Genomic DNA, 19,573 nt, shown 5'->3' on the forward strand with positions numbered 1-19,573 from the left:
ATTATTGCTAAACCACACCCGAGCATCTTGCTCATGCGAACGCGGAAGGACCATGCGATGAAGAGAACGACCCTCACTGTTGCGCTCGGGTTGCTCGGCCTGATGTGCGGCAATTCGCTCGCGCCGGCTCAAGCGGTCTATCCGGACAAATCGTTGCAATTGATCGTCCCCTTCCCGCCCGGCGGCGCCTCCGACGTGGTGGCGCGCATCATCGGCGGCGAACTGGAGACGCGGCTCGGCAAGCCCGTGATCATCATGAACCGCCCCGGCGGCGGCACCACGATTGCGGCCAGGGAAGTCGCGCGATCGGCGCCGGACGGATACACCCTGTTCTTCAGCTCGAACTCGAGTTTCACGCTGCCGGCAGCCGTCAAGGAAAGCGTGCCCTACGACGCGGCCAAGGATTTCGAGCCGCTCGGCCAGGTCGGCAAGATCACGCTGGTACTGGTCACCTACAAGGACAATCCGGTAAAGGACGTGGCTGCACTCGTCACTGAAGCCAAGGCCAATCCCGACAAGCTCTCGCTGGCCTCCTTCGGCGTCGCGACCGTCTCGCATTTTGCCGGCGAACTGTTCAAATCGGCGGCCGGGATCAAGATGGTCCACCTGCCCTACAAGGGCAGCGCGCCGGCGATGAACGACCTCATCGGCAAGCACATCCAGTACCACGTCGACACCGTGATCGCGGTCAAGCCGCAGATCGAGGCGGGCGCCGTCAAGGTGCTCGCCGTGTTCTCGGCCAAGCGCACGCCGCTCCTGCCTGACGTGCCGACGCTCGCCGAGCTCGGCTATGGCAACATCGACTTCGCCTCATGGGGCGCCGTGGTCGCTCCCAAGGGCCTGCCACCGGCCGTTCACGACAAGCTCTCGGCAACCCTGGAGGAGACGATCAACAATCCCTCCGTAGCCGAGCGCTTCGCCAAGGTCGGCTTCGAACCCGGCTTCGCGCGTTACAGCGATTGGGCGGGAGCCATCACTAAGGAGACCGCTGACATGAAGGACATCGCGCAAAAGGCGGGGATCAAGGAGGAATAGTCCCAGCGAATCTGCGTCAGTCCGGAAAACAAAAACGGCGCCCGAGGGCGCCGTTTTCAATCCGTATTCGCTGAGTGGCTTACGCCGCCTCGGCTTCCTTTTCCTGCACCGGACCGGAGTCCTGGCCCTTGGCATCGACGTCGCGATCGACGAACTCGATCACAGCCATCGCCGCGTTGTCGCCATAGCGGAAGCCGGCCTTGATGATGCGAGTGTAGCCTCCCTGGCGGTCCTTGTAGCGGGGCGCCAAGACGTCGAACAGCTTCTTGACCTGATCCTTGTCGCGCATCTCGGAGATGGCCTGGCGGCGCATGGCCAGCCCGCCCTTCTTGCCGAGGGTGACGAGCTTCTCGACGATCGGGCGAAGCTCCTTGGCCTTGGGCAGCGTGGTGACGATCTGCTCGTGCTTGATCAGCGCAGCCGCCATATTGGCGAACATCGCGCGGCGATGCTCGGCCGTGCGGTTGAGCTTCCGATGAACCTTGCCGTGACGCATGTAACTATTCCTTACGTTAGAACTGCCGCGACGGTTCGTCGGACCAGTTGCTCAGGTGGGCTTCCTGCGTTCGCCCATAATAATGACGACCGGGGACGCCGGCCGTCACGGTGAAGTCAGATCAGTAATGATCCTCGAAGCGCTTGGCGAGCTCGTCGATGTTCTCCGGCGGCCAGCCCGGCACTTCCATACCGAGATGCAGGCCCATCTGGGCCAGCACTTCCTTGATCTCGTTCAGCGACTTGCGGCCGAAGTTCGGGGTGCGGAGCATTTCCGCTTCGCTCTTCTGCACGAGGTCGCCGATGTATACGATGTTGTCGTTCTTCAAGCAGTTGGCCGAACGCACCGACAGCTCGAGCTCGTCCACCTTCTTGAGGAAGGCCGGGTTGAAGGCGAGGTCCGGGATGATCTCCTGGGCGACTTCCTTGCGCGGCTCTTCGAAGTTGACGAACACGTTGAGCTGATCCTGCAGGATGCGCGCGGCGTAGGCCACGGAATCATCCGGCGTCAGCGCGCCGTTGGTCTCGATTGTCATCGTCAGCTTGTCGTAGTCGAGGATCTGGCCCTCGCGGGTGTTCTCGACCTTATAGGAGACCTTGCGGACCGGCGAGTACAGGCTGTCGACCGGGATCAGGCCGATCGGCGCATCCTCGGGACGGTTGCGCTCGGCGGGCACGTAGCCCTTGCCGGTAGCGACCGTGAACTCCATGCGGATCTCGGCGCCCTCGTCGAGGGTGCAGATCTGCAGGTCCGGGTTGAGCACGACGACATCGCCGACGGTCTGGATGTCACCGGCGGTGACGACGCCGGGGCCCTGCTTCTTCACGACCATGCGCTTGGGGCCTTCGCCCTGCATCTTGATCGAGATGTCCTTGATGTTGAGCACGATGTCGGTGACGTCTTCACGGACGCCAGCGATCGAGGAGAACTCGTGCAGCACGCCGTCGATGTGCACCGACTGCACTGCCGCGCCCTGGAGCGAGGAGAGCAGGATGCGGCGCAGCGCGTTGCCGAGGGTTTGGCCGAAGCCACGCTCGAGCGGCTCGGCGACGATCGTCGCGAAACGCGAGGAATCGCTGCCGGGCGTGACCTGGAGCTTGTTCGGCCGAATCAGTTCTTGCCAATTTTTCTGGATCGTCACTGTTTCACCCATACAGGCCAGTCAATTTGAGGCATCAAATACTGGCGTTGGAGAAAGGCCGCAGAATATTCCTGCGGCTTCTTGCAAAGTCATTGCGGGCGCCGATGCGCCCGCAACTCGTAAAAATCAAACGCGACGACGCTTGCGGGGACGGCAACCGTTGTGCGGGATCGTGGTCACGTCGCGGATCGAGGTGACGGTGAAGCCGGCGGCCTGAAGCGCGCGGAGCGCCGATTCGCGGCCCGAACCGGGACCGGCGACTTCGACTTCCAGCGTGCGCATGCCGTGCTCCTGCGCCTTCTTGGACACGTCCTCGGCGGCAACCTGCGCGGCGTACGGGGTCGACTTGCGCGAGCCCTTGAAGCCCATCGTGCCGGCGGAGGACCAGGCAATCGTGTTGCCCTGCGCGTCGGTGATGGTGATGGTCGTGTTGTTGAACGACGAGTTCACATGCGCGACGCCGGAGGCGATGTTCTTGCGCTCACGACGACGAACGCGGGTGGCTTCCTTGCCCATTGTGTCCCTTTCCTGAAGATCTCAAACGCCGCCGTAATGCCAGCGGCTACACCTGTGGAACGAAAGGCGCGCAGCGAACGGGGATCACCTGTTCGCCGCACGCCGTGATTGGATTCGAAAACTTACTTCTTCTTGCCGGCGATGGCCTTCGCCGGACCCTTGCGCGTGCGCGCATTGGTGTGGGTGCGCTGGCCGCGCACCGGCAGACCGCGACGATGACGCAGGCCGCGATAGCAGCCGAGGTCCATCAGACGCTTGATGTTGATGCCGACCTCGCGGCGCAGGTCGCCCTCGACGAGATAGTCGCGGTCGATCACTTCGCGGATCTGGAGCACTTCAGCGTCGCTGAGCTGATTGACGCGACGATCCACGGGGATCTTCACCTTCTCCAGGATCTCACCGGCGATCTTCTGACCGATGCCATGGATGTACTGGAGCGCGATCAGCACGCGCTTGTTGGTGGGAATGTTCACGCCGGCAATACGGGCCACGGCCTTCTCTCCTGTTGCCGACCCTCGTCAGGATCGGGCTTTAAGTGCTTGTGTTCTCGGGCAGGTGTTCACAAACGCGAACACGACGCCCTCCCCCGGTCTTCCTGGGGCCCGGCATCGTCTGAAACTATCCGACTTGGATGCGGGGCTTATTAGGGGATTCCGGGGGCTTTCGTCAACCGCTGCTAGCGCTTGGCTCGCTTTTTCGTGACCTTTTTTGCAGCCTTCTTGGCAGTCTTTTTGACGGCGCTCTTCGCTGCTTTCTTGCTGGTCTTTTTGGCGGCTTTCTTGACGGCTTTCTTGGCCGTCTTTGGGCCCTTCACCGCCTTGGCGGCCTTTTTAGCCGATTTGGCGGGCTTTTTAGCCGTTTTCGCCAGCTTTTTGGCTGCCTCTGGGGTCGCCGCCTTGGCCGCCCGCGCCTTTTTGGCCGGCGCCGCCTTGGCTGCGCTCTTGGCACGGGTCGTGGCCTCGGCCGCCCCCAGCGCCTGGAGTTGGCGATCGATGGCGCGGGTAACCTCGTCGATGGCCATCATACCGTCGATGGTCGAGAGCTTCCGCCGCTCGGAATAGTAGTGAATCAGCGGTTCCGTCTGGCTGCGGTAGCTGGCGAGTCGCTTGGTCAGGACCTCCGGCGTGTCGTCGAGCCGGACCTCCTCCCCGCGCTCCCGCATCTGGGCGACGCGGGTCTCGACACGGTGCAGAAGCGCGCTCTCGTTGACGCGGAGCTCGATCACGGCGTCGAGCTTGAGGCGCTTGGCCTTGAGCAGTTCGTCCAGCGCTTCGGCCTGCGGTACGGTGCGCGGGAAGCCGTCGAGGATGAAGCCATTCTGGGCGTCCGGCTGGTCGATGCGATCGGAGATGATTCCGACCACGACCTCGTCGGGCACGAGGCTGCCGCTGGCCATGATCTCCTTGGCCTTGAGTCCGACCGGCGTTCCGGCCGCAACCGCAGCGCGCAGCATCTCGCCGGTCGAGAGCTGGACGATGCCATAGCGCTGCACCAAGAGCTGCGCCTGCGTCCCCTTGCCCGACCCCGGCGGTCCCAGAAGTATAATTCTCATCGACATACGCCCCCCGGATTGGTGAGCGATATGTCGCGCACCTGTGTTTGAAGATCGAAAACAGTGCAAACCATAATCGGCGCCGCACCGCTACCCATATCATAGGAGAGCAGATGGGTGGACGCCAAGAAGAGCCTTGAAATCAGTGATTGCGCTGCAGTTAGAGCAGCTCTGCCGAAGCGACCGAACGCTTGGCTGGTCGCCTCCGGGGCGCCGCGCGTTGCCCGCGCGGCGAATCGGCGGCGCGGTCGCGCCGCCTCGAGAGCACGCCGCCTCTAGCGACGGCGGCCGCGCAGCTTCGACTTGCGGATCAGGCCTTCATACTGGTGCGCCAGCAGATAGCCCTGCACCTGTGCCACCGTATCCATGGTGACGCTGACGACGATCAGCAGCGAGGTGCCGCCGAAGTAGAACGGCACCGAGGCGTAGGAGATCAGGATCTCCGGGATCAAGCAGACGATCGCCAGATAAATCGCGCCGAGCACGGTGATGCGCGACAGCACGTAGTCGATATATTCCGCGGTGCGCTCGCCGGGACGGATGCCCGGAATGAAGCCGCCGTGCTTCTTCAAATTGTCCGCGGTCTCGGTCGGGTTGAACACGATCGCGGTGTAGAAGAAGGCGAAGAACACGATCAGCGCCAGATACATGATCAGGAACAGCGGACGGCCGTGGCCGAGCTGGGTGGTGATCCACTGGAACCACTCCGGCCCGCTGCCCGCGTTGAAATTCGCGACCGTCGTCGGCAGCAGCAGCAGCGAGGACGCGAAGATCGGCGGGATCACGCCGGAGGTGTTGAGCTTGAGCGGCAGATGCGAGGACTGGCCCTCGAACATCTTGTTGCCGACCTGGCGCTTCGGATACTGAATCAGGAGGCGACGCTGCGCGCGCTCCATGAACACGATGAAGGCGATCACGGCGACGGCCATGACGATGACGACCAGAATCAGGCCGGTCGACATCGCGCCCTGACGGCCGAGCTCGAGCATGTTGGCGAGCGCGGCGGGCAGCTCGGCGACGATGCCGGCGAGAATGATCAGCGAGATGCCGTTGCCGATGCCGCGCGAGGTGATCTGCTCGCCCAGCCACATCAGGAACATAGTGCCGCCGGTCAGCGTGATCGCGGTGGACAGGCGGAAGAACATGCCGGGATCGCTGACGACGTTGCCGGCGCCTTCGAGGCCCACCGCGATGCCGTAGGACTGGAACGCGGCCAGGATCACGGTGAGATAGCGGGTGTACTGGTTCAGCAGCTTGCGGCCGGACTCGCCCTCCTTCTTCAGCGCCTCGAGTTGCGGCGAGACGGTGGTGAGGAGCTGGATGATGATCGAGGCCGAGATATACGGCATGATGTTCAGCGCGAAGATCGCCATGCGGTGGATGCCGCCGCCGGCGAACATGTTGAACATGCCGAGGATGCCACCCGCCTGGGAGCGGAACACCTGCTCCCAGATATTGGGATCGATGCCGGGAAGCGGGATATAGGTCCCGAGCCGATAAACAAGCAGCGCACCCAGGGTGAACCAGATGCGCTTCTTCAGTTCGTCCGCCTTGGCAAACGCACCGAAATTGAGATTGGCTGCCAGTTGTTCCGCTGCAGAGGCCATCTTGGACTTTCTCCCGCCGCCTATCGCGCCGTCATGCCCGCGGCCGGGCTACATTATACCGGACACCGGACATTATCTGGGGCTCGGCTTCGATAAGTCCATCGTCCCACATGCGTAAAGGCCCGCGAGCCGCGGGCCGATGACGCAGTTGTTACGCCGCCTCGCCCTCTTCCTTGGCAGGGGCGAGGATCTTCACCGAGCCGCCGGCCTTCTCGACCGCTTCAATCGCGGTCTTGCTGGCGCCGTGGACTTCGATGTTGAGCTTGGATTTGAGCTCGCCACGGCCGAGCAGCCGCAGGCCGCCCTTGGCGCGGCGCAGCACGCCGCCCTTCACCAGGGCCTCGACGTTCACGACGCTGCCGGCGTCGATCTTCTTGGCATCGACCGCTTCCTGGAGCCGGTCGAGATTGATCTCGGCGAACTCGACGCGGAAGATGTTGTTGAAGCCGCGCTTGGGCAGGCGGCGATGCATCGGCATCTGGCCGCCTTCGAAACCCTTGATGCGCACGCCCGAACGCGCGGTCTGGCCCTTGCCGCCGCGGCCGGACTGCTTGCCCTTGCCCGAACCGATGCCGCGGCCGACGCGCATACGCTTCTTGCGCGAGCCGGCGTTGTCGGCGATATCGCTGAGCTTCATCGCCCTTCTCCTTGTGTCTTGCGCCTGATCTTCGCCGAAAACGGGTAGCCCGCTGTTCGGGATCGTGCGCCTTTGCTTACTTCTCGTCGACGATGCGGACGAGATGGTGAACCTTCTCGATCATGCCGCGGACCGCCGGGGTGTCAGGCAGTTCGCTGGTGCGGCCGATCTTGTTGAGCTTGAGCCCGATCAGCGTCGAGCGCTGCGAGTGATGGCGGCGGATCGCGCTGCCGGTCTGCTCGAGCTTGATCGTCTTTGCGGCCTTGGCCATGGGAGTCTACTCCGAAAAGCTTCCGTTAGTCGGCAGCCGCCTCGGCATCGCCACCGATACGGCGCGACTGGAGGGTGGACACCTTGATATTGCGGCGGGCTGCGACCGAACGCGGCGAGTCCTGGTGCTTCAGCGCATCGAAGGTCGCACGAACCATGTTGTAGGGGTTCGACGAGCCGATCGACTTCGCCACCACGTCCTGGACACCGAGCGTCTCGAACACGGCGCGCATCGGACCGCCGGCGATGATGCCGGTACCGGCCGGAGCTGCACGCAGGTAGACACGGCCCGCGCCATGACGGCCGGCGATGTCGTGATGCAGCGTGCGGCCCTCGCGCAGCGACACGCGGGTCAGGTTGCGCTTGGCGGACTCGGTGGCCTTGCGGATCGCCTCCGGCACTTCGCGCGCCTTGCCGTGACCGAAGCCGGCGCGGCCCTTCTGGTCGCCGATCACGACCAGCGCCGCAAAACCGAAGCGCTTGCCGCCCTTGACGACCTTGGCCACGCGATTGATGTGGACGAGCTTGTCGACGAACTCGCTGTCGCGCTCCTCGCGCTCCCTGCGTTCACGTCCGCCGCCGCGTTGATCGCGTCCACCACGTTGTTCGCGTTCAGCTGCCATGGTTTTTCCAATCCTTCAGAGGCTTACGCCTCAATCCTCAAATTCTGTTAGAAGCTCAGCCCGCTCTCACGCGCAGCGTCGGCAAGAGCCTTGACGCGCCCGTGATAGAGGTAGCTGCCGCGATCGAACACGACTTCCTTGACGCCCTTCTCGGCGGCGCGCTCGGCCAGCAGCTTGCCGACCGCCTTCGCCGCATCGATGTCGGCGCCGGTCTTGCCGCCGTCGCGCATCGACTTCTCGAGCGACGAGGCAGAGGCCAGCGTCTCGCCCTTCAGGTCGTCGATGACCTGGGCGTAGATGTGCTTGGACGAGCGGAACACCGACAGACGCGGACGACCGCCACCGGAGCGGCGCAGCTTCAGCCGCACACTCCGCTTGCGCCGGGCATTGGTAACCTTGGCTTTGGACATGACCGGCTCCGTTACTTCTTCTTGCCTTCCTTGCGGAAGATGAATTCGCCAACATACTTCACGCCCTTGCCCTTGTAGGGCTCCGGCGGACGATAGCTGCGGATCTCGGCCGCGACCTGGCCGACACGCTGGATGTCGCTGCCGGTCACCGTGATCTCGGTCGGCTTCGGCACCGTGATCGTGATCCCATCCGGGATCGCATAGACCACGTCGTGGCTGTAACCGAGCGCGAGCTGCAGGTTCTTGCCCTGCATCGCGGCGCGGTAACCGACGCCGGTGATCTCGAGCTTCTTCTCGAAGCCCTTGGTGACGCCTTCGACCAGATTCGCGACCTGGGCGCGAGCGGTGCCGTACAGCGCCCGCGCGCGATTGGTCTCGACCCGGGGGTTCACCTTCACCTGCCCGTTCTCGAGCTTCACCTCGACGTCGTCATGGACGACGAACTGAAGCTGACCCTTCGGGCCCTTCATCTTGACGGTCTGCCCATCGACGGTCGCGGTAACACCCGACGGCACCGCCACAGGCCTTTTGCCAACACGTGACATGGAACAAAAATCCTTCTCAGAACACCGTGAAGAGGACTTCACCGCCCACATTCGCGTCGCGCGCGCTGTGGTCGGCCATGATCCCCTTCGGCGTCGACAACACCGAAATGCCGAGCCCATTGTTGACCCGCGGCAGGTTCTTCACCGAGGCGTAGACACGACGCCCGGGCTTGGAGACACGTTCGATCTCGCGGATGACGGGCTCGCCGTCGAAATACTTCAGCTCGATCTCGATCTCGCTGCGGCCCGAGGAATGCTCGAGCGTGGCGTAGCCGCGGATGTAACCCTCGGACTTGAGGACTTCGAGCACATTCTCGCGCATCTTCGAGCCAGGCGTGGAGACCTTGGTCTTCGCGCGCATCTGCGCGTTACGGATACGGGTGATCAGATCGCTGATTGGATCGTGCGTAGACATCTAAACGACCCTCCTTACCAGCTGGACTTCACGAGGCCCGGGACCATGCCCTTGGAGCCAAGTTCGCGCAGCGCGATACGGGACAACTTGTTCTTGCGGTAGTTCGAGCGCGGGCGGCCCGACAGTTCGCAACGCAGACGGATGCGGGTCGCCGACGAGTTGCGCGGCATTTCCGCCAGCTTCAACGTCGCAGCGAAACGCTCCTCCATCGGCAGCTTCTTGTCGGCGATGATCGCCTTCAACCGCTCGCGCTTGGCGGCGGCGTTCTTCACCATCCGCTTGCGCCGGTTGTTCTTCTCGACTGAACTCTTCTTTGCCATGCTTGGCTCCTGGGTATCCGCGTTTGAGAGGCTTTAGGTCAGCATCTCACTGCCGGAACGGGAAATTGAAAGCGGTCAACAAGGCCCTCGCCTCTTCGTCGGTCTTGGCCGTGGTGCAGACGGTGATGTCCATGCCGCGGGCTTCCGTGACCTTGTCGAAGTCGATCTCGGGGAAAATGATGTGCTCCTTGATGCCGAGCGAGTAGTTGCCGCGGCCGTCGAAGCTCTTCGGGTTCAGGCCGCGGAAGTCGCGGACGCGCGGCAGCGCGACCGTCACCAGGCGATCGATGAACTCGTACATGCGGGCCTTGCGCAGCGTGACCTTGCAGCCGATCGGCTGGTTCTCACGCAGCTTGAAGGTCGCGATCGCGATCCGCGAATAGGTCACGATCGCCTTCTGGCCGGCGATCTGGGTCAGCTCGGCAGCGGCGGTCTCGGCCTTCTTGCGGTCGTTGACGCTGTCGCCAACGCCCATGTTCAGCACGACCTTGTCCAGGCGAGGAACCTGCATGACGTTCTCATAACCGAACTTCTCGGTCATGGCCGTGCGGATCTTCGCGTCGTATTCCGCGCGCAGGCGCGGGGTGTAAGCGGCCTCAGCCATCGATCTCAGCTCCCGAGCTCTTGGCGATGCGGACCTTCTTGCCGTCCGCCAGAATCTTGAATCCGACGCGGGTCGGCTTTCCGTCCTTGCCGACATACGCGATGTTGGACAGTTGGATCGGCGACTCCTTCGAGATGATGCCGCCCTCCTGGGCCTGCGTCTGCTTCTGGTGACGCTTGACCATGTTGATGCCGCGCACCAGCGCCGTGCCGGCGTCGGGACGCACTTCGAACACTTCGCCGGTCCGGCCCTTGTCGCGGCCGGTCAGCACGACGACCTTGTCGCCCTTGCGGATCTTCGCAGCCATCACAGCACCTCCGGCGCGAGCGAGATGATCTTCATGTGGTTCTTGGCGCGCAGCTCGCGCGGCACGGGCCCGAAGATACGGGTGCCGACCGGCTCGGACTGGTTGTTGATCAGAACGGCGGCGTTGCGGTCGAAACGGATGACCGAACCGTCGGCGCGGCGGATGTCCTTGCGGACGCGCACCACGACGGCCTTCATCACGTCGCCCTTCTTCACCTTGCCACGCGGAATCGCTTCCTTGATCGATACGACGATGACGTCGCCGATCGTGGCGTAGCGGCGCTTGGAGCCCCCGAGCACCTTGATACACATGACACGGCGTGCGCCAGAATTGTCGGCCACGTCGAGGTTGGTCTGCATCTGAATCATTGATGCACCTCGTCCTCTTCTCTTTGCGCCAGCCCAGCCGGCGCTCAACATTTCCCTGAAGTCAGTCGGCTAAAGCCAACAGATCAGGCGCTTTTCTTGTGTTCGCCCCGGATCACGACCCAGCGCTTCAACTTCGAAATCGGCTTCGATTCCTCGATCCACACCATGTCGCCCGGCTTGAACTGGCTGCTCTCGTCGTGCGCGTGGTAGTTCTTCGAACGGCGGATCGTCTTCTTGTAGATCGGGTGCGTGAAGCGGCGATCAACGCGCACCACGATGGTCTTGGCCTGCTTGTCGCTGACGACCACGCCCTGCAAAGTACGTTTCGGCATCTTCGTAAGCCTCTTACTTCTTCTTCGCGCGCGTCTGCGCGGCGACGGTCTTGATCCGGGCGATGTCACGGCGGGCCTCGCGCAGGCGCGAGGTGTTCTCGAGCTGCCCGGTGGCGCGCTGGAAGCGCAGGTTGAAGCGCTCCTTCTTCAGGTTCAGGATGGCGTCATCCTGCTGGTCGGGGCTCATCGCGCGGATGTCTTCGATCTTCATCTGGGCCATGGGCATTACTCCGCAATGCGCTCGACGAAGCGCGTCTTGATCGGCAGCTTGGCGGCCGCCAGGGTCAGCGCTTCACGCGCCGTCTGGGTGTTGACGCCGTCGATCTCGAACAGCACCCGGCCCGGCTTAACGCGCGCGACCCACAATTCCGGCGAACCCTTGCCGGAGCCCATGCGGACTTCGGCCGGCTTCTTCGACACCGGAACGTCCGGGAACACGCGGATCCAGACGCGGCCGGCGCGCTTCATGTGGCGGGTCAGCGCGCGGCGAGCGGCTTCGATCTGGCGCGCGGTGACGCGCTCAGGCTCGGTCGCCTTCAGCCCGAACTGGCCGAACGCCAACGTCGCGCCCGAAGACGCAACGCCGTGGATGCGGCCCTTATGCGCCTTCCGGAACTTCGTTTTCTTAGGTTGCATCATGGCTTTGAGCCCTCAAATTCCTGTGCGGCTTTAGGCTGCGGCCGTATCGCGGCGCTGACGGCCACCACGATCACCACTGCCGCCCGTCTCGCCTTCGGCCATTCTCTTGTCCTGGGCCATCGGATCGTGCTCGAGGATCTCGCCCTTGAAGATCCAGACCTTGACGCCGCAGGTGCCGAAGGTCGTGAACGCGGTCGCAACGCCGTAGTCGATGTCGGCGCGCAGGGTGTGCAGCGGCACGCGACCTTCGCGGTACCACTCCATGCGCGCGATTTCCGCACCGCCCAGACGACCCGAGCAGTTGATGCGGATGCCTTCCGCGCCGAGACGCATCGCCGACTGCACGGCGCGCTTCATGGCGCGGCGGAACGCCACGCGGCGCTCCAGCTGCTGCGCGATCGACTCTGCCACCAGCGTCGCGTCGAGCTCCGGCTTGCGGATTTCGACGATGTTGATGACGACGTCGGACGAGGTGATGTCCGCGACCTTCTTGCGCAGCTTGTCGATGTCGGCGCCCTTCTTGCCGATCACCACGCCCGGACGGGCCGAGTGGATGGTGACGCGGCACTTCTTGTGCGGACGCTCGATCACGATGCGGGCGACGGCCGCCTGCTTGAGCTCCTTGTGCAGGATCTCACGGATCTTGACGTCCTCGTGCAGCAGCTTGCCGTATTCCTGCTTGCCGGCGAACCACCGGGAATCCCAGGTACGGTTGATGCCGAGGCGCAGACCGATCGGATTGATCTTTTGACCCATCGTGTTCTCCTGCGCCCTTAAGCGGCTTCAGCTTCGACCTGACGAACGATGATCGTCAGCTGCGAAAATGGTTTGTAGACACGACCCGAGCGGCCACGGCCGCGAGCGGCGAAGCGCTTCATCACGAGGCCGTTGCCGACGAAGGCCTGCGCCACGACGAGATCGTCGACGTCGAGGTCGTGATTGTTCTCGGCGTTGGCGATAGCCGATTCCAGGCACTTCTTCACGTCGACCGCGATTCGCTTGCGCGAAAACTGCAGGTCGGCGAGCGCAGCGGCGGCCTTCCGGCCGCGAATGAGCTGGGCGACCAGGTTGAGCTTCTGCGGGCTCACCCGCAGCATCCGGGCGACCGCCTTGGCCTCGTTGTCGGCGAGGCTCCGTTCGCGCTTAGGTTTGCTCATCGTTTAATCCTCAAGCCTTCTTGGCTTTCTTGTCGCCGGAGTGGCCATGGAAGGTCCGGGTCGGCGAGAACTCGCCGAACTTGTGACCGACCATTTCCTCGTTGACGGCCACCGGCACGTGCTTCTGACCGTTGTAGACGCCGAAGGTCAGGCCGACGAATTGCGGCAGGATCGTCGAGCGACGGCTCCAGATCTTGATGACGTCGTGACGGCCTGACGCGCGCGCGGCATCTGCCTTCTTGAGCAGAGAGCCCTCGACAAACGGGCCTTTCCAGACTGAACGAACCATGTCCGGCGTTCCTTACTTCTTCCGCTTGTGGCGGCTTAGGAGAATGAATTTGTTGGTCGACTTGTTGGTGCGTGTCTTCTTGCCCTTGGTCGGCTTGCCCCACGGAGTGACCGGGTGACGGCCGCCCGAGGTACGACCTTCACCACCGCCGTGCGGATGGTCGATCGGGTTCATCGCGACACCGCGGTTGTGCGGGCGACGGCCCATCCAACGCTTGCGACCGGCCTTACCGATCGAGGTGTTCATGTGATCCGGGTTCGACACCGCGCCGATCGTGCCGCGGCAACGGCCGTGCACCAGGCGCTGCTCGCCCGAGTTCAGGCGGATGATCACGTAGTCCTGGTCGCGGCCGACGAGCTGGGCGTAGGTGCCCGCGGAACGGGCGAGCTGGCCGCCCTTCCCGATCTTGACCTCGATGTTGTGGATGATCGTGCCGACCGGCATGTTGCCGAGCGGCATGACGTTGCCCGGCTTCACGTCGACGTAGTTGCCGGCGATGATCGTGTCGCCCACGGCCAGGCGCTGCGGCGCCAGGATGTAGGCCTGCTCGCCGTCCTGATACTTGATCAGCGCGATGAAGCCGGTGCGGTTCGGATCATACTCGAGCCGCTCGACGGTCGCGGGAACGTCGATCTTCTCGCGCTTGAAATCGACGGTGCGCAGCGTCTTCTTGTGGCCGCCGCCACGGAAGCGCACGGTGATGCGACCGGTGTTGTTGCGGCCACCCGAGGAATGCTTGCCCTCGGTGAGCGCCTTGACCGGCTTGCCCTTGTAGAGGGCCGAACGATCGACCATGACCAGCTGGCGCTGGCCCGGCGTCGTGGGGTTGAATTTCTTCAGTGCCATCGTCGTACGACCTTACAGACCGGTGGTGACGTCGATCCGGTGGCCCTCTTCGAGGGTCACGATCGCGCGCTTGGTGTTCGACTGCGAGCCGAGATTGCCGCGGAAGACCTTGGTCTTGCCCTTGCGGACCAGCGTGTTGACGCTCTTGACCTTGACGTCGAACAGCTTCTCGATCGCTTCCTTGATCTGCGGCTTGGTCGCCTTCGCGGCCACCTTGAACAGCACCTTGTTGTGCTCGGATGCGATCGTTGCCTTTTCGGTCACGACCGGCGCCACGATCACGTCGTAGTGGCGAGCCTCGATGTTCTTCGTCATTTGAAGCGCGCCTCCAGCGCATCGATGGCGGCCTTGGTCAGAACCAGCTTCTGACGGCGCAGGATGTCATAGACGTTGATGCCCTGGATCGGCAGCACGTCCATGTTCGGGATGTTGCGGGCCGCAGCGGCAAAACCGTTGTTGAGCTCGGCACCGTCGATGATCAGCGCGTTGGTCAGGCCCAGACCCGAGAAATGACCGAGCAACGCCTTGGTCTTGGCGGCTTCCAGCGCGGCCTTGTCGATCACGACGAGATCGCCGTCCTTGGCCTTGGCCGAGAGCGCATGCTTCAGGGCGAGCGCGCGGACCTTCTTCGGCAGGTCGGTGGCGTGCGAGCGCACCACCGGACCGAAGGCACGACCGCCGCCGCGGAACTGCGGCACGCGGGCCGAGCCGTGACGAGCACCGCCGGTGCCCTTCTGCTTGTACATCTTCTTGCCGGTGCGCCAGATCTCCGCGCGGCCCTTGGCCTTGTGCGTACCGGCCTGGCGCTTGTTGAGCTGCCACTGCACACAACGTGCAATGATGTCCTGGCGCGGCTCGAGGCCGAAAATGGTGTCGGAGAGCTGGACCGAGCCGGCTTCCTTACCTTCGAGGGTGGTGACCTTCAATTCCATCTCACGCCTCCTGCGCAGCCGGAGCGGCTTCCGCGTCGCCAGCAACCTTGAACTTGCCGGGCTTCGGAGCATCCTTCGGCAGCGGCTTCTTGACGGCGTCGCGCACGCGGATCCAGCCGCCCTTGGAGCCGGGAACGGCACCTTCGACGAGGATCAGGCCGCGCTCGACATCGGTCTGGACGACGCGAAGGTTGAGCGTGGTGATGCGGTCGACACCCATGTGGCCGGGCATCTTCTTGTTCTTCCAGGTCTTGCCGGGGTCCTGACGGCCGCCGGTCGAACCGATCGAACGGTGCGAGACCGAGACCCCGTGGGTGGCGCGCAGACCGCCGAAGTTCCAGCGCTTCATGCCGCCGGCGAACCCCTTACCGACCGAGGTGCCGGTGACGTCGACGAACTGACCGACGACGAAGTGATCCGCAAGGATCTCGGCGCCGACGGGGATCATCGCGTCCTGCGAGACGCGAAATTCCTCGACCCGGCGCTTCGGCTCGACCTTGGCGACCGCGAACTGGCCGCGTTCCGCCTTGGGCATGTAAACGGTCTTGCGGCTGCCAGAACCGAGCTGGAGCGCGACGTAACCGTTCTTCTCTTCGGTGCGGTGGCCTACGACCTGGCAATTGCCGAGCTTCAGCACGGTCACGGGGATATGTTCGCCGGTCTCCGTAAAGACCCGCGTCATCCCGACCTTTTGTGCGATCACTCCGGAGCGCATCGGCTTGCTTCCTGTTCTTTCTGTCCTTGCGGACTAGCTAATCTTCGTAAGTGAGCATGACCCGATCCGAAAACCGGTGCCCACTTTTCGGGGGCATGCTCAGAGCTTGATCTCGACGTCGACACCGGCGGCCAAGTCGAGCTTCATCAAAGCATCGACGGTCTGCGGGGTCGGATCGACGATGTCGAGCAGTCGCTTGTGAGTGCGCATCTCGAACTGCTCGCGGCTCTTCTTGTCGACATGGGGCGAACGGTTGACGGTGAACTTCTCGATGCGGGTGGGCAGCGGAATGGGTCCGCGGACCTGCGCGCCGGTGCGCTTCGCCGTGTTCACGATCTCGCGGGTCGACGTATCGAGGATACGATGGTCGAACGCCTTGAGACGGATACGAATGTTTTGGCCGTTCATTGCCGTGCTTTCTCTAGTGAGTGGCGAGTAGCGAGTAGCGAATAGAGATCCCTATTCGCCACTCACCATTCCCTATTCGCTTGTTACTCGATGATCGAGGCGACGACGCCGGCGCCGACGGTGCGGCCACCTTCGCGGATCGCGAAGCGGAGCTTCTCTTCCATCGCGATCGGCACGATCAGGTGCACTTCCATCGCGATGTTGTCGCCCGGCATCACCATCTCGGTGCCTTCCGGCAGATGCACGACACCGGTCACGTCGGTGGTGCGGAAGTAGAACTGCGGACGGTAGTTGGTGAAGAACGGGGTGTGGCGACCGCCCTCTTCCTTGGTGAGGATGTAAGCCTCAGCCTTGAACTTGGTGTGCGGCTTGACCGAACCCGGCTTGCACAGCACCTGGCCGCGCTCGACGTCTTCGCGCTTGGTGCCGCGGAGCAGCGCACCGATGTTGTCGCCGGCCTGGCCCTGATCGAGCAGCTTGCGGAACATTTCGACGCCGGTGACCGTGGTCTTCTGCGTGGCGCGCAGACCAACGATCTCGATTTCCTCGCCGACCTTGACGACGCCGCGCTCGACACGGCCGGTCACGACGGTGCCGCGGCCCGAGATCGAGAACACGTCTTCAACCGGCATCAGGAACGGCTGGTCGATCGGACGCTCCGGCTGCGGGATGTACTCGTCGACGTTCTTCATCAGCTCGAGAATGGCGTCGTGGCCGAGCTTCTTGTCGGAATCTTCGAGGGCGGCGAGCGCCGAGCCCTTGATGATCGGGATCTTGTCGCCCGGGAAGTCGTACTTCGAGAGCAGCTCGCGGACTTCGAGCTCGACGAGCTCGAGCAGCTCCGGATCGTCGACCATGTCGCACTTGTTGAGGAACACGACGAGCGCGGGCACGCCGACCTGGCGGGCGAGCAGGATGTGCTCGCGGGTCTGCGGCATCGGGCCGTCGGCAGCCGACACGACCAGGATCGCACCGTCCATCTGAGCGGCGCCGGTGATCATGTTCTTGACGTAGTCGGCGTGGCCGGGGCAGTCGACGTGGGCATAGTGGCGGTTCGGCGTCTCGTACTCGACGTGCGCGGTCGAGATGGTGATGCCGCGCGCCTTCTCTTCCGGCGCCTTGTCGATCTGGTCGTACGCGGTGAACGTCGCACCGCCGGCTTCGGCGAGAACCTTGGTGATCGCCGCGGTCAGCGACGTCTTGCCATGGTCGACGTGACCGATGGTGCCGATGTTGCAGTGCGGCTTGTTACGTTCAAACTTTGCTTTGGCCATTTGACTCTCCGTTCAATCGTCAGCTTTAGACCGACGACAATCAGGCAAACTTCTTCTGGACTTCTGCCGACACGTTGGCCGGCGCTTCTGCGTAGTGGTCGAACTGCATGGTGAAGGTCGCGCGACCCTGGCTCATCGAGCGCAGGTTATTCACGTAACCGAACATGTTCATGAGCGGCACCATCGCGTTGATGACGTTGGCGTTGCCGCGCATGTCCTGACCCTGGATCTGACCGCGCCGGGAATTCAGGTCGCCGATGACCGAGCCGGTGTAGTCTTCCGGGGTCACGACTTCGACCTTCATGATCGGCTCGAGCAGGACGGACTTGCCCTTCTGCAAGGCTTCGCGGAATGCCGCGCGCGATGCGATTTCGAAGGCGAGCGCCGACGAGTCGACGTCGTGATACTTGCCGTCGACGAGTTGAACCTTGACGTCGACCACGGGGAAGCCCGCGACCACGCCAGAGCTCATCACGCTGTTGAGGCCCTTCTCGACGCCGGGGATGTATTCCTTCGGAACCGCACCGCCGACGATCTTGGACTCGAACTCGTAACCCTTGCCGGGCTCATTCGGCTCGACCACGATCGACACTTCCGCGAACTGACCGGTACCGCCGGTCTGCTTCTTGTGGGTGTACTTGACCTCGGCCTTCTTGGTGACGCGCTCACGGAACGCAACCTGCGGGGCGCCGATGTTGGCGTCGACCTTGTAGGTACGCTTGAGAATGTCGACCTTGATGTCGAGATGGAGTTCGCCCATGCCCTTGAGGATGGTCTGGCCGGACTCCTGGTCGGTCGACACGCGGAAGGACGGATCCTCCGCGGCGAGCTTGGCCAGCGCCACACCCAGCTTCTCCTGGTCGGCCTTGGACTTCGGCTCGATCGCGATCTCGATGACCGGCTCGGGGAATTCCATCTTCTCCAGGATCACCTGCTTGTCGGGATCGCACAGCGTGTCACCGGTGCGCGCTTCCTTCAGGCCCGCCAGCGCGACGATGTCGCCGGCATAGGCTTCCTTGATGTCCTCGCGGTTGTTCGCATGCATCAACAGCATGCGCCCGATGCGCTCCTTCTTCTCGCGCGTCGAGTTCACGACGCCGGTGCCGCTCTGCAGGACGCCGGAATAGATGCGGCAGAAGGTGATGGTGCCGACGAACGGGTCGTCCATGATCTTGAACGCGAGCAGCGCCAGCGGCTCCTTGTCGTCCGCCTTGCGCACGACCTCGTTACCGCGGTCGTCGGTGCCCTTGATCGCGGGCACGTCGATCGGCGACGGCAGATAGTCGACGACGGCGTCGAGCAGCGGCTGCACGCCCTTGTTCTTGAAGGCCGAGCCGCACAGCACCGGATAGAACGCGCCGGTCAGCACCGCCTTGCGGATCAGCCGCTTCAGCGTCGCCTCGTCCGGCTCCTTGCCGTCGAGATAGGCGGCCATGGCGTCGTCGTCGAGCTCGACGGCGGCTTCCACCATCTTCTCGCGATATTCCTTGGCCTGCTCGACGAGATCCTCGGGAATGTCGACATAATCGAACTTCGCGCCGAGCGATTCATCGTTCCAGATGATGCCCTGCATCTTTACGAGGTCGACGAGACCCTTGAAGTTGTTCTCGGCGCCGATCGGAAGCTGGATCGCGATCGGCTTGGCACCGAGGCGGTCGACGATGTCGGCCAGGCACTTGAAGAAGTCGGCGCCGGTCTTGTCCATCTTGTTGGCGAAGACGATGCGCGGAACCTTGTACTTGTCGCCCTGGCGCCAGACGGTCTCGGTCTGGGGCTCGACGCCCTGGTTGGAGTCGAGCACGCAAACCGCGCCGTCGAGCACGCGCAAGCTGCGCTCGACCTCGATGGTGAAGTCGACGTGGCCGGGAGTATCGATGATGTTCAGGCGCTTGCCGGCCCAGAAGGCGGTGGTCGCAGCCGAGGTGATCGTGATGCCACGCTCCTGCTCCTGCTCCATCCAGTCCATCGTCGCAGCACCTTCGTGCACTTCGCCGATCTTGTGGCTCTTGCCGGTGTAATAGAGGATGCGCTCGGTCGTCGTGGTCTTGCCGGCGTCGATATGCGCCATGATACCGAAGTTACGGTAGTCCTCGATGGCATGTTGGCGGGGCATGGGTCGTTCCTTGCAAGTCCGA

30 protein-coding genes are annotated in these 19,573 nt (G+C 63.3%); 1 reads left to right on the forward strand and 29 read right to left on the reverse strand.

Translation table 11 applies throughout. The features are described from left to right. Positions 1-57: 57 nt before the first annotated feature. On the forward strand, positions 58-1,035 hold the full coding sequence (locus XH84_RS37310) for a Bug family tripartite tricarboxylate transporter substrate binding protein (RefSeq protein WP_128919623.1): 978 nt from the start codon (positions 58-60) through the stop codon (positions 1,033-1,035). 79 nt (positions 1,036-1,114) lie between these two features. On the opposite strand, the gene rplQ is transcribed toward XH84_RS37310, so the two are convergent. From rplQ to fusA, 29 genes are all read right to left on the reverse strand, one after another. Next, positions 1,115-1,531 (reverse strand): 50S ribosomal protein L17, encoded by a 417-nt coding sequence (gene rplQ / locus XH84_RS37315; RefSeq protein WP_128919622.1) that lies wholly within the window; start codon positions 1,529-1,531, stop codon positions 1,115-1,117. Positions 1,532-1,652: 121 nt separating this feature from the next. After that, a complete protein-coding gene (locus tag XH84_RS37320; protein ID WP_128919621.1) occupies positions 1,653-2,684 on the reverse strand; it encodes a DNA-directed RNA polymerase subunit alpha in 1,032 nt (343 codons plus the stop codon). 114 nt (positions 2,685-2,798) lie between these two features. Then, positions 2,799-3,188, reverse strand: coding sequence for a 30S ribosomal protein S11 (gene rpsK, locus XH84_RS37325; protein WP_007603045.1), 390 nt, complete (start codon positions 3,186-3,188; stop codon positions 2,799-2,801). Between the two features lie 122 nt (positions 3,189-3,310). Beyond that, positions 3,311-3,679, reverse strand: coding sequence for a 30S ribosomal protein S13 (gene rpsM, locus XH84_RS37330; RefSeq protein ID WP_008549231.1), 369 nt, complete (start codon positions 3,677-3,679; stop codon positions 3,311-3,313). A gap of 185 nt (positions 3,680-3,864) precedes the next feature. Then, the gene (locus XH84_RS37335; RefSeq protein ID WP_128919620.1) at positions 3,865-4,740 is read right to left on the reverse strand and encodes an adenylate kinase; all 876 of its coding nucleotides are present in this window, start codon (positions 4,738-4,740) and stop codon (positions 3,865-3,867) included. Positions 4,741-5,015: 275 nt separating this feature from the next. Further along, positions 5,016-6,347, reverse strand: coding sequence for a preprotein translocase subunit SecY (secY, locus tag XH84_RS37340; RefSeq protein ID WP_100176995.1), 1,332 nt, complete (start codon positions 6,345-6,347; stop codon positions 5,016-5,018). 151 nt (positions 6,348-6,498) lie between these two features. Next, complete coding sequence (gene rplO / locus XH84_RS37345) at positions 6,499-6,984, reverse strand: 50S ribosomal protein L15 (protein ID WP_028137015.1); 486 nt, start codon at positions 6,982-6,984, stop codon at positions 6,499-6,501. A 76-nt stretch (positions 6,985-7,060) separates the two neighbouring features. Continuing rightward, positions 7,061-7,255, reverse strand: a complete 195-nt coding sequence (gene rpmD, locus XH84_RS37350) for a 50S ribosomal protein L30 (protein ID WP_011088137.1) — start codon at positions 7,253-7,255, stop codon at positions 7,061-7,063. 25 nt (positions 7,256-7,280) lie between these two features. Further along, the gene (gene rpsE, locus XH84_RS37355; protein ID WP_014494507.1) at positions 7,281-7,877 is read right to left on the reverse strand and encodes a 30S ribosomal protein S5; all 597 of its coding nucleotides are present in this window, start codon (positions 7,875-7,877) and stop codon (positions 7,281-7,283) included. A gap of 47 nt (positions 7,878-7,924) precedes the next feature. Then, complete coding sequence (gene rplR / locus XH84_RS37360; protein ID WP_007603036.1) at positions 7,925-8,287, reverse strand: 50S ribosomal protein L18; 363 nt, start codon at positions 8,285-8,287, stop codon at positions 7,925-7,927. Positions 8,288-8,298: 11 nt separating this feature from the next. Beyond that, positions 8,299-8,832: a 50S ribosomal protein L6 gene (rplF, locus tag XH84_RS37365; protein WP_128919619.1), complete on the reverse strand. Its 534-nt coding sequence runs from the start codon at positions 8,830-8,832 to the stop codon at positions 8,299-8,301. Positions 8,833-8,848: 16 nt separating this feature from the next. Beyond that, positions 8,849-9,247 carry a 30S ribosomal protein S8 gene (gene rpsH, locus XH84_RS37370; protein ID WP_128919618.1) on the reverse strand — a complete coding sequence of 133 codons (399 nt, stop codon included), beginning with the start codon at positions 9,245-9,247 and terminating at the stop codon, positions 8,849-8,851. A gap of 14 nt (positions 9,248-9,261) precedes the next feature. Further along, positions 9,262-9,567, reverse strand: coding sequence for a 30S ribosomal protein S14 (gene rpsN / locus XH84_RS37375; protein ID WP_018322268.1), 306 nt, complete (start codon positions 9,565-9,567; stop codon positions 9,262-9,264). Positions 9,568-9,613: 46 nt separating this feature from the next. Then, on the reverse strand, positions 9,614-10,171 hold the full coding sequence (rplE, locus tag XH84_RS37380; RefSeq protein WP_011088141.1) for a 50S ribosomal protein L5: 558 nt from the start codon (positions 10,169-10,171) through the stop codon (positions 9,614-9,616). Further along, complete coding sequence (rplX, locus tag XH84_RS37385) at positions 10,164-10,478, reverse strand: 50S ribosomal protein L24 (RefSeq protein ID WP_007603031.1); 315 nt, start codon at positions 10,476-10,478, stop codon at positions 10,164-10,166. The genes rplE and rplX overlap by 8 nt, the downstream gene beginning before the upstream one ends. After that, positions 10,478-10,846 (reverse strand): 50S ribosomal protein L14, encoded by a 369-nt coding sequence (gene rplN, locus XH84_RS37390; RefSeq protein ID WP_063682754.1) that lies wholly within the window; start codon positions 10,844-10,846, stop codon positions 10,478-10,480. Before rplN ends, rplX begins: the two co-directional genes overlap by 1 nt. Positions 10,847-10,929: 83 nt before the next feature. After that, on the reverse strand, positions 10,930-11,178 hold the full coding sequence (rpsQ, locus tag XH84_RS37395; RefSeq protein ID WP_128919617.1) for a 30S ribosomal protein S17: 249 nt from the start codon (positions 11,176-11,178) through the stop codon (positions 10,930-10,932). 13 nt (positions 11,179-11,191) lie between these two features. Continuing rightward, positions 11,192-11,398, reverse strand: a complete 207-nt coding sequence (rpmC, locus tag XH84_RS37400; protein ID WP_011088144.1) for a 50S ribosomal protein L29 — start codon at positions 11,396-11,398, stop codon at positions 11,192-11,194. Between the two features lie 5 nt (positions 11,399-11,403). Further along, a complete protein-coding gene (gene rplP, locus XH84_RS37405) occupies positions 11,404-11,817 on the reverse strand; it encodes a 50S ribosomal protein L16 (RefSeq protein ID WP_008136349.1) in 414 nt (137 codons plus the stop codon). Positions 11,818-11,847: 30 nt separating this feature from the next. Further along, complete coding sequence (rpsC, locus tag XH84_RS37410; RefSeq protein WP_014494500.1) at positions 11,848-12,573, reverse strand: 30S ribosomal protein S3; 726 nt, start codon at positions 12,571-12,573, stop codon at positions 11,848-11,850. Between the two features lie 17 nt (positions 12,574-12,590). Further along, positions 12,591-12,974 (reverse strand): 50S ribosomal protein L22, encoded by a 384-nt coding sequence (rplV, locus tag XH84_RS37415; protein WP_128919616.1) that lies wholly within the window; start codon positions 12,972-12,974, stop codon positions 12,591-12,593. Positions 12,975-12,984: 10 nt separating this feature from the next. After that, positions 12,985-13,263: a 30S ribosomal protein S19 gene (rpsS, locus tag XH84_RS37420; protein WP_008136357.1), complete on the reverse strand. Its 279-nt coding sequence runs from the start codon at positions 13,261-13,263 to the stop codon at positions 12,985-12,987. Between the two features lie 12 nt (positions 13,264-13,275). Then, positions 13,276-14,109, reverse strand: coding sequence for a 50S ribosomal protein L2 (rplB, locus tag XH84_RS37425; protein ID WP_028137021.1), 834 nt, complete (start codon positions 14,107-14,109; stop codon positions 13,276-13,278). Positions 14,110-14,121: 12 nt separating this feature from the next. Then, a complete protein-coding gene (locus XH84_RS37430) occupies positions 14,122-14,424 on the reverse strand; it encodes a 50S ribosomal protein L23 (protein WP_028137022.1) in 303 nt (100 codons plus the stop codon). After that, on the reverse strand, positions 14,421-15,041 hold the full coding sequence (gene rplD, locus XH84_RS37435; RefSeq protein ID WP_074116741.1) for a 50S ribosomal protein L4: 621 nt from the start codon (positions 15,039-15,041) through the stop codon (positions 14,421-14,423). The genes XH84_RS37430 and rplD overlap by 4 nt, the downstream gene beginning before the upstream one ends. 1 nt (position 15,042) lies before the next feature. Continuing rightward, positions 15,043-15,756, reverse strand: coding sequence for a 50S ribosomal protein L3 (gene rplC, locus XH84_RS37440; RefSeq protein ID WP_128919615.1), 714 nt, complete (start codon positions 15,754-15,756; stop codon positions 15,043-15,045). Positions 15,757-15,855: 99 nt separating this feature from the next. Further along, positions 15,856-16,164 (reverse strand): 30S ribosomal protein S10, encoded by a 309-nt coding sequence (gene rpsJ, locus XH84_RS37445; RefSeq protein WP_002712302.1) that lies wholly within the window; start codon positions 16,162-16,164, stop codon positions 15,856-15,858. A gap of 83 nt (positions 16,165-16,247) precedes the next feature. Beyond that, positions 16,248-17,438 (reverse strand): elongation factor Tu, encoded by a 1,191-nt coding sequence (tuf, locus tag XH84_RS37450; RefSeq protein WP_126258104.1) that lies wholly within the window; start codon positions 17,436-17,438, stop codon positions 16,248-16,250. Positions 17,439-17,478: 40 nt separating this feature from the next. Continuing rightward, entirely contained in the window at positions 17,479-19,551 is a 2,073-nt protein-coding gene (gene fusA, locus XH84_RS37455; protein ID WP_128919614.1) for an elongation factor G, read from the reverse strand. Positions 19,552-19,573: the final 22 nt, after the last annotated feature.

Source organism: Bradyrhizobium nanningense (assembly GCF_004114535.1).
GTDB classification, from domain to species: Bacteria; Pseudomonadota; Alphaproteobacteria; order Rhizobiales; family Xanthobacteraceae; genus Bradyrhizobium; species Bradyrhizobium nanningense.

Excerpts from the sequence above, each read along its gene's own strand:
- XH84_RS37335 (WP_128919620.1), bottom strand. The coding sequence starts at position 4,740 with ATGAGAATTATACTTCTGGGACCGCCGGGGTCGGGCAAGGGGACGCAG.
- rplB (WP_028137021.1), bottom strand. The coding sequence starts at position 14,109 with ATGGCACTGAAGAAATTCAACCCCACGACGCCGGGCCAGCGCCAGCTG.
- rplQ (WP_128919622.1), bottom strand. The coding sequence starts at position 1,531 with ATGCGTCACGGCAAGGTTCATCGGAAGCTCAACCGCACGGCCGAGCAT.
- XH84_RS37430 (WP_028137022.1), bottom strand. The coding sequence starts at position 14,424 with ATGACGAAGAACATCGAGGCTCGCCACTACGACGTGATCGTGGCGCCG.
- rplC (WP_128919615.1), bottom strand. The coding sequence starts at position 15,756 with ATGCGCTCCGGAGTGATCGCACAAAAGGTCGGGATGACGCGGGTCTTT.
- rpsE (WP_014494507.1), bottom strand. The coding sequence starts at position 7,877 with ATGGCAGCTGAACGCGAACAACGTGGTGGACGCGATCAACGCGGCGGC.
- XH84_RS37320 (WP_128919621.1), bottom strand. The coding sequence starts at position 2,684 with ATGGGTGAAACAGTGACGATCCAGAAAAATTGGCAAGAACTGATTCGG.
- rplF (WP_128919619.1), bottom strand. The coding sequence starts at position 8,832 with ATGTCACGTGTTGGCAAAAGGCCTGTGGCGGTGCCGTCGGGTGTTACC.
- rplX (WP_007603031.1), bottom strand. The coding sequence starts at position 10,478 with ATGGCTGCGAAGATCCGCAAGGGCGACAAGGTCGTCGTGCTGACCGGC.
- rplP (WP_008136349.1), bottom strand. The coding sequence starts at position 11,817 with ATGATGCAACCTAAGAAAACGAAGTTCCGGAAGGCGCATAAGGGCCGC.
- rplR (WP_007603036.1), bottom strand. The coding sequence starts at position 8,287 with ATGTCCAAAGCCAAGGTTACCAATGCCCGGCGCAAGCGGAGTGTGCGG.
- XH84_RS37310 (WP_128919623.1), top strand. The coding sequence starts at position 58 with ATGAAGAGAACGACCCTCACTGTTGCGCTCGGGTTGCTCGGCCTGATG.
- rpsH (WP_128919618.1), bottom strand. The coding sequence starts at position 9,247 with ATGTCTACGCACGATCCAATCAGCGATCTGATCACCCGTATCCGTAAC.
- rplE (WP_011088141.1), bottom strand. The coding sequence starts at position 10,171 with ATGGCTGAGGCCGCTTACACCCCGCGCCTGCGCGCGGAATACGACGCG.
- rplD (WP_074116741.1), bottom strand. The coding sequence starts at position 15,041 with ATGGAATTGAAGGTCACCACCCTCGAAGGTAAGGAAGCCGGCTCGGTC.
- secY (WP_100176995.1), bottom strand. The coding sequence starts at position 6,347 with ATGGCCTCTGCAGCGGAACAACTGGCAGCCAATCTCAATTTCGGTGCG.
- rpsJ (WP_002712302.1), bottom strand. The coding sequence starts at position 16,164 with ATGAACGGCCAAAACATTCGTATCCGTCTCAAGGCGTTCGACCATCGT.
- rpmC (WP_011088144.1), bottom strand. The coding sequence starts at position 11,398 with ATGGCCCAGATGAAGATCGAAGACATCCGCGCGATGAGCCCCGACCAG.
- rpsN (WP_018322268.1), bottom strand. The coding sequence starts at position 9,567 with ATGGCAAAGAAGAGTTCAGTCGAGAAGAACAACCGGCGCAAGCGGATG.
- rpsK (WP_007603045.1), bottom strand. The coding sequence starts at position 3,188 with ATGGGCAAGGAAGCCACCCGCGTTCGTCGTCGTGAGCGCAAGAACATC.
- rplO (WP_028137015.1), bottom strand. The coding sequence starts at position 6,984 with ATGAAGCTCAGCGATATCGCCGACAACGCCGGCTCGCGCAAGAAGCGT.
- tuf (WP_126258104.1), bottom strand. The coding sequence starts at position 17,438 with ATGGCCAAAGCAAAGTTTGAACGTAACAAGCCGCACTGCAACATCGGC.
- fusA (WP_128919614.1), bottom strand. The coding sequence starts at position 19,551 with ATGCCCCGCCAACATGCCATCGAGGACTACCGTAACTTCGGTATCATG.
- rpsC (WP_014494500.1), bottom strand. The coding sequence starts at position 12,573 with ATGGGTCAAAAGATCAATCCGATCGGTCTGCGCCTCGGCATCAACCGT.
- rpsQ (WP_128919617.1), bottom strand. The coding sequence starts at position 11,178 with ATGCCGAAACGTACTTTGCAGGGCGTGGTCGTCAGCGACAAGCAGGCC.
- rpmD (WP_011088137.1), bottom strand. The coding sequence starts at position 7,255 with ATGGCCAAGGCCGCAAAGACGATCAAGCTCGAGCAGACCGGCAGCGCG.
- rpsS (WP_008136357.1), bottom strand. The coding sequence starts at position 13,263 with ATGGTTCGTTCAGTCTGGAAAGGCCCGTTTGTCGAGGGCTCTCTGCTC.
- rplN (WP_063682754.1), bottom strand. The coding sequence starts at position 10,846 with ATGATTCAGATGCAGACCAACCTCGACGTGGCCGACAATTCTGGCGCA.
- rplV (WP_128919616.1), bottom strand. The coding sequence starts at position 12,974 with ATGAGCAAACCTAAGCGCGAACGGAGCCTCGCCGACAACGAGGCCAAG.